At 74.3% G+C, this 13,367-nt stretch carries 13 protein-coding genes and 2 pseudogenes; 3 read left to right on the forward strand and 12 right to left on the reverse strand.

Features of this window, described 5'->3' with window-relative positions:
* Positions 1 to 218, forward strand: a pseudogene (locus ETD83_RS32045) (hypothetical protein); the annotation flags it as partial.
* Here ETD83_RS32045 and ETD83_RS32050 read toward each other — a convergent pair.
* The 6 genes from ETD83_RS32050 to ETD83_RS32075 form a co-directional block, all read right to left on the reverse strand.
* Positions 215 to 916, reverse strand: a complete 702-nt coding sequence (locus tag ETD83_RS32050; protein WP_138648950.1) for an endonuclease/exonuclease/phosphatase family protein — start codon at positions 914 to 916, stop codon at positions 215 to 217. The pseudogene ETD83_RS32045 and the gene ETD83_RS32050 sit on opposite strands and share 4 nt — an antisense overlap.
* 2 nt (positions 917 to 918) lie before the next feature.
* Positions 919 to 1,887: an ROK family glucokinase gene (locus ETD83_RS32055; RefSeq protein ID WP_138648951.1), complete on the reverse strand. Its 969-nt coding sequence runs from the start codon at positions 1,885 to 1,887 to the stop codon at positions 919 to 921.
* Positions 1,888 to 1,933: 46 nt separating this feature from the next.
* Positions 1,934 to 2,278, reverse strand: coding sequence for a hypothetical protein (locus tag ETD83_RS32060; RefSeq protein WP_138648952.1), 345 nt, complete (start codon positions 2,276 to 2,278; stop codon positions 1,934 to 1,936).
* Between the two features lie 51 nt (positions 2,279 to 2,329).
* Positions 2,330 to 2,764: an SRPBCC family protein gene (locus ETD83_RS32065; protein ID WP_138648953.1), complete on the reverse strand. Its 435-nt coding sequence runs from the start codon at positions 2,762 to 2,764 to the stop codon at positions 2,330 to 2,332.
* 61 nt (positions 2,765 to 2,825) lie between these two features.
* Positions 2,826 to 3,593 carry a metallophosphoesterase family protein gene (locus tag ETD83_RS32070; RefSeq protein ID WP_138648954.1) on the reverse strand — a complete coding sequence of 256 codons (768 nt, stop codon included), beginning with the start codon at positions 3,591 to 3,593 and terminating at the stop codon, positions 2,826 to 2,828.
* A 65-nt stretch (positions 3,594 to 3,658) separates the two neighbouring features.
* A complete protein-coding gene (locus ETD83_RS32075; protein WP_138648955.1) occupies positions 3,659 to 4,354 on the reverse strand; it encodes a copper homeostasis protein CutC in 696 nt (231 codons plus the stop codon).
* Between the two features lie 242 nt (positions 4,355 to 4,596).
* On the opposite strand from ETD83_RS32075, the gene ETD83_RS32080 reads away from it, so the two are divergent.
* The gene (locus ETD83_RS32080) at positions 4,597 to 6,402 is read left to right on the forward strand and encodes an AMP-dependent synthetase/ligase (protein WP_171064552.1); all 1,806 of its coding nucleotides are present in this window, start codon (positions 4,597 to 4,599) and stop codon (positions 6,400 to 6,402) included.
* A gap of 3 nt (positions 6,403 to 6,405) precedes the next feature.
* On the opposite strand, the gene ETD83_RS32085 is transcribed toward ETD83_RS32080, so the two are convergent.
* From ETD83_RS32085 to ETD83_RS32110, 6 genes are all read right to left on the reverse strand, one after another.
* Positions 6,406 to 7,092 (reverse strand): SDR family oxidoreductase, encoded by a 687-nt coding sequence (locus ETD83_RS32085; protein ID WP_138648956.1) that lies wholly within the window; start codon positions 7,090 to 7,092, stop codon positions 6,406 to 6,408.
* Positions 7,093 to 7,237: 145 nt separating this feature from the next.
* On the reverse strand, positions 7,238 to 8,434 hold the full coding sequence (locus ETD83_RS32090; RefSeq protein WP_138648957.1) for a DUF1996 domain-containing protein: 1,197 nt from the start codon (positions 8,432 to 8,434) through the stop codon (positions 7,238 to 7,240).
* Between the two features lie 35 nt (positions 8,435 to 8,469).
* Positions 8,470 to 9,102: a DUF4142 domain-containing protein gene (locus tag ETD83_RS32095; RefSeq protein WP_230421329.1), complete on the reverse strand. Its 633-nt coding sequence runs from the start codon at positions 9,100 to 9,102 to the stop codon at positions 8,470 to 8,472.
* 146 nt (positions 9,103 to 9,248) lie between these two features.
* The gene (locus ETD83_RS32100) at positions 9,249 to 10,763 is read right to left on the reverse strand and encodes an NADH-quinone oxidoreductase subunit NuoF family protein (RefSeq protein ID WP_138648958.1); all 1,515 of its coding nucleotides are present in this window, start codon (positions 10,761 to 10,763) and stop codon (positions 9,249 to 9,251) included.
* Positions 10,760 to 11,578, reverse strand: a complete 819-nt coding sequence (locus ETD83_RS32105; RefSeq protein ID WP_138648959.1) for a hypothetical protein — start codon at positions 11,576 to 11,578, stop codon at positions 10,760 to 10,762. Before ETD83_RS32105 ends, ETD83_RS32100 begins: the two co-directional genes overlap by 4 nt.
* Positions 11,559 to 12,851 carry a M23 family metallopeptidase gene (locus tag ETD83_RS32110; protein ID WP_138648960.1) on the reverse strand — a complete coding sequence of 431 codons (1,293 nt, stop codon included), beginning with the start codon at positions 12,849 to 12,851 and terminating at the stop codon, positions 11,559 to 11,561. The genes ETD83_RS32105 and ETD83_RS32110 overlap by 20 nt, the downstream gene beginning before the upstream one ends.
* Before the next feature lie 3 nt (positions 12,852 to 12,854).
* Between ETD83_RS32110 and ETD83_RS44005 the strand changes: the two are divergent.
* Positions 12,855 to 13,367 (forward strand): annotated as a pseudogene (locus ETD83_RS44005) (hypothetical protein); the annotation flags it as partial.

Consider the following 13,367-nt stretch of genomic DNA (forward strand, 5'->3'; position numbering starts at 1 on the left):
CTCCCCCGCCGCTCCCGAGCGCCGACCCCCTCACCAAGGGCGCCTGGATCGCCCTCATCGGCGGCCCGCTCTACCTCCTGGTCACCGTCGTCCTCGACTGGGACGTCCCCGGCTGGGCCGCGTTCCTCGCCGTCGCCGCCTTCATCGGCGGGTTCGTCACCCTCGTCCTCCGCATGGGCGACGAGCCGAGGGACCCCGACGACGGGGCCGTCGTCTAGGGCACCTCGAGTTCGGCCAGTACCGGCCGGTGATCGGTGGCCTTCGGGTAGTCGGCCGTGACGGCGTCGCCCGCCGGGACCCCGCAGGCGGTGATCCCGACCTCCGGGTCCGCGAAGACGCCGTCGATGCGCCTGCGCGGGTCGCGGGCGGAGAAGGTCGGCCCCTCGCCTTCCGGGGCGACCGCGTAGGCGTCCTGGAAGTGGCCGGTGAGGAGGCTCCAGGACGTGCCGCCGGGCTCCTCGTTGACGTCCCCGGCGAGCACGACCGGGGCCCGGTGGCGGTCGCGGGCCCGTTCGAGGTGGGCGAGGACCTCGCGGACGTGCCGGAGCCGCGGCCCGTCCCGCAGGTCGAGATGGGTGGACGCGGCCAGGAAGCGGGCGCCGCCGGTCTCCAGCACGGCGATCGCCAGGGCCCGGCGGTGCAGGTCCGGGTCGGGCGTGAGCAGGTGGAACTCGCGGGCCACCCGGCGGACGTGCGGCGCGGCGAGGACGGCGAGCCCGCAGGCCCGCCGTCCCGCCGCGATGTCCAGGCCGCACGCGCGGGCGAGGCGGCGGCGCTGGATCCGCCACGTCCAGAAGCGCGGGACCTCCTGCAGGCAGACGACGTCCGGGGCGAGGGCGCGGACGACGCGCGCCACGGCGGCCGGGTCGTCGCGCAGCGACCTGACGTTGTAGCTCAGCAGGCGGACGGACGGCACGTCTAGACGACGACGTCCTGAAGGGGCCGGACGCGCGCCAGGTCGGCGGCGCCGACGATGCCCGCGGCGGAGCCCAGCTCGGCGATGCGGATGTCGGGCAGCGGGCGGTGGCCGCGGCCCGTCAGCGCGTCCTCGAACGCGGCGCGGATCGGGTCGAGGAGCAGGTCGCCGGCGTCCGACAGGCCGCCGCCGATGATGAACGCGCCCGGGTCGAGGATGGCGCTGAGGTCGGCGAGGCCCTGGCCCGCCCAGTGCGCGATGGTGCGGAAGCACTCCAGCGCCGCCTTGTCGCCCTCGCGGGCCGCCTGCGACACCTCGGGGCCGCTGATGTTCTCCGGACGGCCGTCGCCGAGTTCGAGGAGCCGTCCGGCCATCGCGGGCGCGACCCGGGCCAGGTCGCGGGCCTCGTGGACGAGGGCGTTGCCGCTGGCGTACTGCTCCCAGCAGCCGCGGTTGCCGCAGCCGCAGCGGCGGCCGTCCGGGACGACCCGGAAGTGGCCCATCTCGGCGCCGATGCCGAACCGGCCCCGGTACAGCTCGCCGTTGATGATGATGCCGCCGCCGATGCCGGTGCCGAGGGCGACCAGGACGAGGAAGTTCTCGCCGCGTCCGGCGCCGAACCTGGCCTCGCCCCACGCGGTGGCGTTGCCGTCGTTCTCGACGACGACGGGCAGCCCGACCAGGCTCTCGACCTTCTCCTTGATCGGCTCCTCGCGCCAGGCCAGGTTGGGCGCGAACAGCACATTGGAGCGGTCCTCGTCGACGAACCCGGCGGTGCCGAGGCCGACCGCCGACACCTCTTCGAACTTGCCCTTCAGCAGGTCGACGACCTCGGCGATGGTCTCGGCGGTCTCCTTGGGGTTGGTCGACGGGGTGGGCCGGCGAACCTTCTCCAGGATGGTTCCCCGGTCGTCGACGACCCCGGCGGCGACCTTCGTGCCGCCCACGTCCACGCCGATGGTCAGGGCCATGTACGCTTCCTCCTCCTCGCGCGGCACGGCTGGCGCCGGCACCGCACTACCCGATGTCGATGGGGTCGCCGCCGGTGGCGGCGGACCACGGCTCGCCCGTCCCGGGGCGGTCCGACCGCTCGGACCTACCCGCCCGCGGGCGTCCCGACGCCTCCGGCGGACGGTAGCGGCGCGTACGGCCGGAGGCGGTCTGGCCGGAGCCGGTCCGGCCCGCCGCGGCACCGCCGGATGCGGCGCCGCCGGGCGCGGCACCGCCGGGGGCGGCACGGCCGGATCCGGTCCGGTCCGCCGCGGCGCGGTCGAGCACGGCCACGAGGTCCAGGGCGGCGTCGAGCGGAGGCCGTCCCGCGTCACACGGGTGCCGGCCCAGGCCGCCGTCCTGGTCGCTCATGGGTCCATCTTCCATCCGTCTTCGGCGTGAAATGTATCGCCTCCGCGGTGGTCAGCCCTCCACCTGGCGTTTGAGGCCCTTGAGCGCGGAGTCGATGATCCGCTTCTCGCCCTTGCGCTTCACCATGCCGATGAGCGGGATGCGGACGTCCACGGCGAGCTCGTAGGTCACCTCGGTGGAGCCGTCCGCCTCCTCCAGGGTGTAGGAGCCGTGCAGGCCGGTGACGACCGAGCCCGGCTCTACCAGCTTCCACGTCACGTGGTCGTCACCTTTCCACGTGTAGGCGAGGCCGATGGTGTCGATGAACACGCCGCCGTCGAACGTCAGCTTGGCGCGGGACGCGCGGCCGTCCTCGCCGGTCTCCCCGACGGTGACGCCGCGGATGCCGCTCGCCCACTTCGGGTAGGCCTCCAGGTCGGCGATCACCGCCATGATCTCGGCCTTCCCCGCCTCGACCGTGATGGAGGAGCTGGTGCGGTCCGCCATCTGCGTCTCCCTTGGCTCTGGTCGGGCCCGCGCGGGCCCCTTGTCGTAGAGAAAGTACCTTTCACACCGTCAGGACGTACGGCACGCCACGGGCACGGAAGTGACCCACGTTCACGCATTCGGTGCGGCCGATGCGCATCCGGCTCGCCAGCGGCTGGTGGACGTGCCCGAAGAGGACGTACTTCGGCTGCGTCCGGCGGATCGCGTCCAGGATCGCCTCGCTCCCCCGCTCGAACCGGCGCGCGACCGTGTCGTACAGCAGTTCGGGGACGGCGGGCGGGATGTGGCTGCACAGCACGTCCACGTCGCCGACGGCCTCGACCTTCGCGGCGTACGCGTCGTCGTCGAGCTCGTAGGGGGTGCGGTACTCGGTGCGCAGGCCGCCGCCGACGAAACCGAACCGCAGGCCGCCGATCTCGGTGGTCTCGCCGTCCAGGACGCGGTGCCCGTCGCGCAGGTGCCGCCCCCACATGCGCGGGACGTCGACGTTCCCGTACGTGAGGTACGCGGGGGACGGCATGGCCGCGAACAGCTCGGCGTACTGCCGGTCGACGGCGCGCTCGATGTGCGGCCACGCGTCGCCGTCGAGGGACGCCCACAGGGCCCGGGAGAACTCGCGGGCCTCGTCGAAGCGCTTCTCGGTCCGCAGCTCGATGAACCGGTCGGCGTTGTCCTGCCCGAACAGGTCGGCGAAGATCCCCTGCCCGTGGTCCTGGTAGTCGACGAACAGGATCAGGTCGCCGAGGCAGATGAGCGCGTCGGCGCCGTCCGCCGCGGCCTGCAGCGCGTCCGCCCGACCGTGGACGTCGCTCACCACATGGATCCTCATGAACCGACTGTAATGGGGCGCGCGGCCCACGAGAACGCCCGGCCTCCGGGCCGGGGCGCGGGGGGTCAGCCCGCCGCGGCGGACACCAGCGAGCGCCATTCGCGCACGAGCGCCGGGTCGACCGGCGCGTCCCAGGCGCCGTCCGGGCGGACGGCGGTGCCCACGTGGAACGCGGTGACGCCCGCGGCGGCGAGCGCCGCGACGTGCTTGCGGCGCAGCCCGCCCCCGGCCATGATCATCTTGGCGGCGGCGGGGTCGTCGGCGGCGCGGCGGACGAGGACGTCCACCCCGGCGTCCACGCCCCGCGCCGATCCGGCCGTGAGCACGGTGTCGAGCCCGCCGCCGAACCCGCGCACGACGTCCCACGCCTGGGCCTGGTCGGCGGCGTGGTCGAGCGCGCGGTGGAACGTCCAGGGCAGCGGGGCGACGTCGGCGGAGAGCTTGCCCACGGCGCCGGTGTCGACATGGCCGGACGAGTCGAGGAAGCCGAGCACGAACCCGTCCGCGCCCGCCTCGGCGAGGCCCGCGGCGGCCTGCCGCAGCCGGTCGAGCTCGCGGCCCGAGGTGCGGAACCCCGCGTTGGCCCGCAGCATCACCCGGATCGGCAGGGACGTGGCGGCCCGCACGGCGGCGACGAGTTCGGGATCGGGGGTGAGGCCGTCGGCGGCCATGTCGGCGACGACTTCGAGCCGGTCGGCCCCGCCCTCCTGCGCCGCCCGCGCGTCGTCGGCCGTCAGCGCGATGATTTCGAGCAGCGACATGGCGTTCCCCCGGAACCCGTTCCTATGCGAGCGCCCTAAGAGTAGGCGACCGGACACCACCCACCGGCGACGACGTACGACCTTTGCACTGCCGTTACCCCGCCCCTCGCCGTCTCAATCCCATTCAGGCCCATAGCCGGATGGACAGGGCATTTCCGCTACTCGTGGGTATTATGCGATTTCGGAGAAGCCTCCATGGACTTCCCCGTCCACCTGTCGAAGAACGACCACAGGAGCAGGCCGTGCGCGAGTTCAGCGTCCCCGCGATGGTGGAGGTCCCCGACTCCGCCGTACTGACCGACGCGCCCTTCACCCGGGCCGCCGAGGAACCGGGGACGATCGTGGCGCGCCGCAAGAGCGGTCCCGCCGAGGCGCCGGTGTGGAGCGCCGTCACCGCCGCCGAGTTCGCGGCCGAGGCCGCCGGGATCGCGAAGGGCCTCATGGCGGCCGGGATCGAGCCCGGCGACCGGGTCGGGCTGCTGTCGCGCACCCGCTACGAGTGGACCGTGCTGGACTACGCGATCTGGACGGCGGGCGCGGTCTCCGTCCCGATCTACGAGACGTCCTCCGCCGAGCAGATCGAGTGGATCGCCGGCGACTCCGGCGCGAAGGCGGTGTTCGCCGAGACGGACGAGCACGTGGCGGCGGTCGAGGGGCTCCGCGAGCGGCTGCCCGGGCTCGCGCACGTGTGGGGCATCGACGCGGGCGGCGTCGACGAGGTCGTCCGGCTGGGCGCCGAGCTCGGGGACGACGTGCTCGAGGAGCGCCGCCGGTCCCGCAACGCCGCCGACATCGCCACGCTCGTCTACACCTCAGGCACGACCGGGCGTCCCAAGGGCTGCGAGATCACCCACGGGAACCTGGTGTCGACCGCCCGCAACGCCGTGCAGGGCGCGATCGCCGAGGTCACCGTGGACGGCAGCTCCACGCTGCTGTTCCTGCCGCTGGCGCACGTGTTCGCCCGGCTGATCCAGGTCGCCGTCATCGAGGGCGGCATCATCCTCGGGCACAGCGACGTCCCGAACCTGCTGCCCGACCTCGCCACGTTCCGGCCGACGTTCCTGCTCGCCGTCCCGCGCGTGTTCGAGAAGGTCTACAACGGCGCCGAGCAGAAGGCCGCCGCCGACGGCAAGGGCAAGATCTTCAAGGCGGCGGCGGAGACCGCCATCGGCTACAGCCGCGCGCTGGACGCCGGCGGCCCCGGGATCGCGCTGAAGGCGAAGCACAGGGTCTTCGACCTGCTCGTCTACAAGAAGCTGCGGGCCGCGGTCGGCGGCGAGGTGAAGTACGCGGTGTCGGGCGGCGCGGCGCTCGGCGAGCGGCTCGGGCACTTCTTCCGCGGCGTCGGCATCACGATCCTGGAGGGCTACGGCCTCACCGAGACGACCGCGCCGGCCAGCGTCAACCGCCCGACCGCGATCAGGATCGGGACCGTGGGGCAGCCGATCCCGGGCGTGGACGTCCGGATCGCCGAGGACGGCGAGGTCCTCGTCCACGGCGTCAACATCATGCGCGGCTACTGGAACAACGAGGCCGCCACCAAGGAGGTCCTGGACGAGGACGGCTGGTTCCACACCGGCGACCTCGGCTCCCTCGACGGCGACGGCTTCCTGAAGATCACCGGCCGGAAGAAGGAGATCCTCGTCACCGCGGCGGGCAAGAACGTCGCGCCCGCCCCGCTGGAGGACAGGATCCGCGCGCATCCGCTGGTCAGCCAGTGCCTGGTGGTCGGCGACGGCCGCAAGTTCATCGCCGCGCTCGTCACGCTGGACGAGGAGGCGCTCGGGCCGTGGAAGGAGCGGCACGGCAAGCCCGCGGACATGACGGTGGACGAGCTGCGCCGCGACCCCGACGTCATCGCCGAGATCGACGCCGCGGTCGCCGCGGCCAACACCTCGGTCAGCCATGCCGAGGCGATCAAGAAGCACGTGATCCTCGGGGTCGACCTCACCGAGGAGGCCGGTCACCTGACGCCCAGCCTCAAGGTCAAGCGCAACGTCGTGATGAAGGACTTCGCGGACGAGATCGCGGCCCTCTACACCGCCTGACCGCTACGCCCCCTGACCGCCGCCGAGGGCGGGACGCAACGCCGCGACGGCGTCCGCGATCCGGGTGGGGCCGTTGAGCAGGTCGAGCGTGCGGTGCCGGACGTCGGGCGCGTCGAGCAGCGCCACGATGACCGCGGCGACGTCGTCGCGGGTCACCACGTCGTGCCCGATCGGCGGTTCGGCGAGGGTGACGAGGCCGGTGGGCGGGTCGTCGGTGAGGCGGCCCGGACGCAGGATCAGCCAGTCGAGGGCGTCGCGGCGGCGGAGGTCGTCCTCCGCCTCGCCCTTGGCCCGGATGTAGGCGTCCCAGACGTCGCCGCGTCCGGGCGCCGGGGGTTCGCCCGCGCCCATCGCGGAGATCTGGACGAAGCCGCGGACGCCCGCGCGCTCCGCCGCGTCCGCCATCAGCACCGACGCGGCACGGTCGACGGTGTCCTTGCGCGCGGTGCCGCTGCCGGGGCCCGCGCCGGCGGCGAACACGACCGCGTCCGCGCCGGTGACGTGCCCGGTGACGTCGGCGGGCTCCGCGGACTCCAGGTCGCACACGACCGGCCCGGCGCCCGTGGCCCGCACGTCGCCCGCGTGGTCCGGGTTGCGGATGAGCCCGAGCACGGTGTCCCCCCGCGCGGCCAGCAGCCGCGAGAGCCGCAGCGCGATCTTCCCGTGCCCGCCCGCGATCACGATGTTCATAGCAAGATCGTACGGTCGGGTGTCCGGATGGGTGCGCAGGCGGCCGGTGAGGCGCGCCGCCGGAGGTCGCCGGCGGCGCGCCGTCCCCACCGGCCGCGTCCGGGGTCACCCCGGGCGGTCCGGCTCTCCCGGACGCGGGCTCCGGTCAGCGGCGCCGGCCGGAGTTGATGGCCGCGACCGCCTGCCGCATCAGCCGGTCGCCCATCACGTTGATGAAGTCGCCGTGGTCGGTCACCGGGTCGTGCCCCTGCTCGGGGAACGAGTCGAGCGCGAACGCCAGCGCCCTGGCGGGCACCCGGTAGGACAGCGTCATCCGCAGTTGCGGGATGGCCGTCGTGCCCTGCGGGCACTGTCCCGTCCGCTTGTCGGCGAAGGAGACGTGGGTCCGGTGGTTGGCGCTGTCGGTGTTCTGCCCGTCCCAGCAGCCCGCGAAGTTCAGGATGCGGAGCACCTGGCTGCCCCGCGGGCAGAGCGGGTACTTGTCGGTGAAGCCGCGGTTCTGGAATCCGGTGCACGACCACAGCGCGTTCGCGTTGGTCAGCCCGTTCGTCGCGGACTTGGCGTCGCCGGTCGCCATCCGCAGGAAGGGCGGCATCGCCGTCACCCTGCTGCGCGCGTTGCCGAGGAACTGCAGGCGCACCGACGAGGGCTCGACGATGCTGCCGACGTTTCCGTCCAGGCGGCTCTGGTCGGCGCGGTCCGAGCCGTCCTGGCCGGAGCGCAGCCGCAGCACCGGCCAGAAGTATGTGGACTTGTCGCCGTTGGTGCAGGTCGTCCCGGCCGCGGCGAGGGTCTCGTCGGTCGAGAACGCGTCGGTGTCGAGGTTGCCGACGTAGTCGTGGATGTGGTGCGCGCCGTTCTGGACGCCGGGCGCCGCGACGACGTTGTCGGGGTTGCTGTGCGCCTGGCCGTCGTTCGTGCCGCAGTTGACGGAGAACACGCCGCGCGAGCCGCCGCGGGACGTGCGCGGCACCTGGACGCGCGGGGCCCGGCGGATGTCGACGAACTGGTCGCGCCGCGGTCCCGGTTTCACCGCGCTCTGCGGCGGGGGCGCGGGCGCGGACGGCTCGGCGGAGGGGTCGGCCGGCGGGTCCGCGGGCGCCGACGGGTCCGCCGACGGATCGGCGGGCGGTTCGGCGGGCGGTTCCGCCGATGGCTCCGCGGACGGGTCGGCGGGCGGCTCGGCGGTGGGGTCCGCGGACGGGTCCGCGGTCGGGTCGCCGGGGGCGTGGAAGGTCCGGCCCGGCTGCGCGGACGCGGTCCCGGCGACCGCCTGGCTCACCGACGTGGCAAGGGCGAGCGCCGGGATGATCACGGCGAATGCCTTCTTCTTAGGTCCCATGGAAAGGTACTCCCTTTTGCGGGGTGGGATGTACGTCAATGCAGGGCACGCCTGGGCACCAGGCCCGTGCTCTCCAGCAGCGACATATGCGTGTTGACGAATTTCATCGACCGTTCGGCGAACGCGCGGATCTCGGTGTTCTCGCTCTGCGCGCGCACCTTGGCGATGACGGTGAAGACACTTCCGTGCGCGGCGCGCAGCCGCAGCACGAATGTCTTGTCATAATCGATCCCGTACTTGCCCGACATCTCTCTCAGCCAGCTCTTCTGGCTCCCGTTGGGCTCGTTGGGAAGGAGCACGCCGAGCCGCTGCGCCGTGGCGCGGGCGTCGGCGTCCAGTTGCACGTGCTGCTGCATGATGATCTCGCCGACCTCCCGCACCCGGGGCCGGGTGGCCCGCTGCTGTGCCTGCTGGCCTGCGGGAATCTCCCACAGGCCGGCCTGCCTGACGGCGACGAGCAGCTTCCTGTCGTCGGTGCTCAGCCGTCCCCAGCGGGTGTTGACGGTGCCGCCGAGGTTCGCCGCTCCGCTGGCGGGGACGCCGACCGGGGCCATGATGACCGCGAAGGCGCCCGCCACGGCGGCCACGACCGCCAGGACCAGCAGCACGCGGCCCCGGCGGAAGCGCGGCCGCCTCCGCGTTTCGGCGATTCCGTAGGATTTCCTCAAGGAACCTCTTCCTCCTTCCGAGGATCTCTCGACGGACCCGGCGGGGTTCGGTGGGAGATACGCACCGGACCGGGTCCGAGGTTCAACGGTTTCGATGTTTGTCTTGTCATTTCTCAGCGTCTGGAATGGCCGCCGCTAGAGGCCGGTCAGCCGCGCCTCGACGGAATGTCGGGGACGCCCGCGACGACGCGCAGCGCCAGCGCCGGGCACATCGCGACCGCCTTCTGCACGTCCTTCTCCATCCAGGACGGAATGTCGGTGCCGAGCACGACCGGGAAGCCGTACCGGTCGAGCTGGATCAGTTCGGGGACGAGGTACGCGCACAGCCCGTGCCCGTCGCAGCGGCTCCAGTCGATCGCGACCCGTCCCTCCGTGCCGTCCGGGATCGGCAGCGGCAGCACCCCGTAGGTCGCGAGGCCGCAGCCGCCGCCCCACCGGTGCGCGTCGATGTCGGCGCCGAACGCCTCCATCGCCGACAGGACGAACCTGGCCGTCCCGTCCGGATGGGTGCAGGCGCCGCGGCCCCGGCCGACCCCGGCGGCGCGGCGCACGTCCTCCACCGACCCGCCCCCCTCGCTGAGGGAGTTCAGCGACCGGACGACGTCCGGCAGCCCGAGCCGGCACGGCCCGCACTGCCCGGCGGACTGCGCCGCCAGGTAGGAGGCGATCCGCATGACCTCGCCGAGCGGGCAGGTGCCCTGCGTGAGCGGCAGGATGATCCCGGCGCCGACCGTCCCGCCGACCCGGCGCATCCCGGCGCGCGACAGCACGGCCCGGGACACGGCCGCCGGGTCGAGCCACATCCCGTGGTAGCCGCCGACGAGCACGCCCGGGGACGGCGGCACCTGGCAGTGGTCGAGGACGGCCTGCAGCGGCGTGCCGAGCGGCGCCTCCACGACCTGGGTGCCGCCGACGGTCAGCAGCGTGGTGCCCGGCTCGTCCTCCGTCCCGGTGGACGCGTACAGGTCGGGGCCGAGGGAGACCAGGACGGCGAGCTGCGCGAACGTCTCGGTGTTGGACAGCAGCGTCGGGTACCCGTCCACGCCGGACTCCGACGCGCGGACCTTGACGCCCGGCGGGATCGGCGTCTCCCCGTTGATCGCGCGGACCACCGCGCCGCTCTCCCCGGAGATGAACCGCTCCGACAGCCGGACGATCCGCGCGGGCATCCGCCGCTCGACGATCGCGGCGCGGACCGAGCGGGCGGCCTCGTCGTCCTCGACGGCGACGACGATCCGCTGCGTGCCGAGCGCGGACGCGGCGATCTGCGCCCCGTCCAGCACGAGGTGCGGCGCCCGGCCGAGCAGCACCTTGTCCTTCGCGCTGCCCGGCTCGCCCTCGGCGCCGTTCACCACGATGACGACGTCCTCGCTGGAACCGCGCGCGTCGCGCTTCTCGCCCGGCAGCAGCGGGGGCGGGTCGGTGGTCGGGTACTTCACCCGCGCCGCCACCGCCATCAGCTTGCGCGCGAAGGGGAAGCCGGCGCCGCCGCGTCCCCGCAGGTCGACCTGCTCGCACGCCCGGACCAGCTCGTCCAGCGACGGGGCGCGGAGCTTGCCGTGCACGGCGAGGTGCCGGTCGAGGTCCAGCCGGTCGAACCGGTCGAACCCGAGTGTCAGCCTGGGCCCGCCGATGCCGGAGACGGTGACGGTCGGGCTCATCGCAGGACCTCGGTGTCACGGCCGTAGTCGCCGTAGTCGCCCTGGTCGCCGTAGCCGTCGCGGGCCGCCGCCGCGGCGCGGGCCTCCTCGTGCTCCCGCTCCGCCATGGCGCGCCGGTCGCGGCGGCGCCCGGCGCCGTCCGGCCGGGAGAACGCGTCGATCTCCTCGCCCGCGCGGGGCAGCTCCCGCGGCTTGATCACGACGATGATGCGGGTGATCAGCGCGAGGACGACGAACACCACGCTCATCACGTACGAGAGCACCACCCACGACGGCGCGGCCCGCCCGGCGATCAGGCCGTGCACGATCGCCATCGGCCAGGCCGCGTACGCGAGGACGTGCATCGACCGCCACAGCCACGCCTTGCCGCGGAACGCGAACCGCGCCCGCAGCATCCCGGTGATCACGATGAGGATCATCAGGTCGGCGGCGATCGTGCCGATCCCGACCGGGCCGCCGTCCGGGACGACGATCTGCGCGGGCAGCGCCAGCCCGGCCATCACCTTCACCGCCACGTGCGCGACCAGCATCGCCGTCGCCACGACGGCGGACGCGCGGTGCAGGGCCTGCGCCAGCACCCGGTGCCGGATCTGCAGGATCAGCCGCTCGGTCGCCAGCAGGCCGCTCATCACCGCCGTGGTGTAGGCGACGAGCGCGAACGTGCCGGCGTAGAAGTTGAGGAAGTACTGCACGTTCGCGACCGCGACGGCGCCCTGCGGGGTCGCCGCGCCGACGAGCACGAGCACCGCGCCGACGAGCACCACGCGCAGCACCCAGCCGGGCACCGCGGGATCATCACTGTTGCGAATTCGCACCGATCGGACTCCTCTTCTGGATTGCGGCCGGCGCCGGAGCGGCGACCGGTCCTGAGCCGTCCAGCGGCGGGACGTCGGGGAGCGGCGAGGCCGGCGGCGCGTCGTCCGCCGGGGGGACCGGGCCGAGGTTGGCCAGCAGGCCCCCGGGAAGCACCTGGAGGACGCCGCGTTCGGCGAAGCCGACCAGGGGCTTGGCGCGCTCCCGGAACGTCCAGCCGCCGATCCGGGCGCCTTCGAGCGGGACCGTTCCGCCGCCGCGCCGGACGCCGAACGCGACCTCGGCACGCGGCGCCGGTGCCCCGCCGCAGGGCAGGTCGGCGCCGGTGCGGCCGAGCGTGTCGCCCTGCTCGACCGCGGCGCCGTCGCGCAGCTTCGCCGGGACGCCCCGCACGCGGTAGTAGGTGGTGGCGACGCCGCTCGGATGGATCACCATGACCATCGCGCGGCCGGCGGAGTCGGCGCAGAAGCGGTACAGGCGACCGTCGCCGGACGCGAGGACGCGTCCGTCGCCGCCCGAGAACGCCAGCGACGCCAGCGGGCGCGCGGAACCGTCCGAGGTCGTCATCGCCCAGGCCTCGCCGACCTTCCACGGCAGCATCAGCGCGTCGCCGGTGCGCGTGCCGTTGACGAGCGAGGCGGCCCGCTCCTCGGTCACGGTCGCGTACCTGCGCAGCGCCGCCGCCTCCGCCGCGGGCATCACGTCCGTGGGGACGGCGCCGAGCAGGTCGCTGAACAGCCGCCCGCCGGAGAGCCCGGCCTGCCACTCCCGGCCCGTCCAGCGCGCCGCGTAGAACGCGACCTCGGGGTTGGCGGCGCTGGACTCCGGGACGGGGATCGCGGTGGTGCCGAACACCCAGGTCTTGTCGGCGCTCGTCCGGGTGGCGCCCACGACCGGGGCCCTCGACGGCGCGGCGCCGTAGACCTGCCGGGCGGCGGCACCGCGCTGCGCCAGGGTCAGCTTCCGCACCTGCGCGGCGAGGGTCCGCAGGTCCGGGCCGTCCGGCGCCGCGGGCCCGCCGGTCTGGCCGGGACGGGGCGACTGCTGCGACGGCTGCCCGGGGACGCCGCCGGGCTTCGGCGGCGTGATCGCGCGCTGCGAGCCGATGGGACCGGACGAGCCGCCGATGGGCCCGCCCTCCAGCAGCGCCCGCTCGGCGATGCCGAGGAGGGACAGGCCGACCGCCGTCGACAGCACGATCGCGCCGATGCCGAGCCGGTCGCTGGGACCCCGCCCGCCGCGCGGCCTCGCCCTCGGCCCGGGGCGCTGCGGCATGCCGTGCCGCGTCTGCGCGCCCGCGGGCTGCCGCGTCCGGGGCGTCCGCCGCTCCGGCCGCGCCCGCTCCGCGCGCCGCGACCCGGCCGTCCGGCGCGGCTGGAACTCCCGCGACCGGTCAGGCCGCGGCTTGGGCCCGCCGACCCGCGCGTCGAACTGCTCGGGCATGGCGCCGAACCCCGTGCCGCCGTTGGACGGCTCGGTCCCCGCGCCGAACCCCTGAGTGCGCGCTGCGGGCTGCCGGGGCCCGGGGGCCGGCCGCCCTGCACGCGGCTCGGTATTCGCGGCACGCGGCTCAGGCCGCCCAGCACGCGGCTCCGGACGCCCGGCACGCGGCTCGGCACCACCGGCGCGCGGCTCGGGACGCCCGGCACGCGGCTCGGCACTACCGGCGCGCGGCTCGGGACGCCCGGCACGCGGCTCGGGTCCACCGGCGCGCGGCTCGGGACGCTCGGCGCGGGGGCCGAGGCGTCCGGGTTGCGTGCCGGTGGGTCGTCCCGTCCCGGGGGCGGGACG

The sequence above is a fragment of the Actinomadura soli genome (genome assembly GCF_005889715.1).
Taxonomy (GTDB): domain Bacteria; phylum Actinomycetota; class Actinomycetes; order Streptosporangiales; family Streptosporangiaceae; genus Spirillospora; species Spirillospora soli.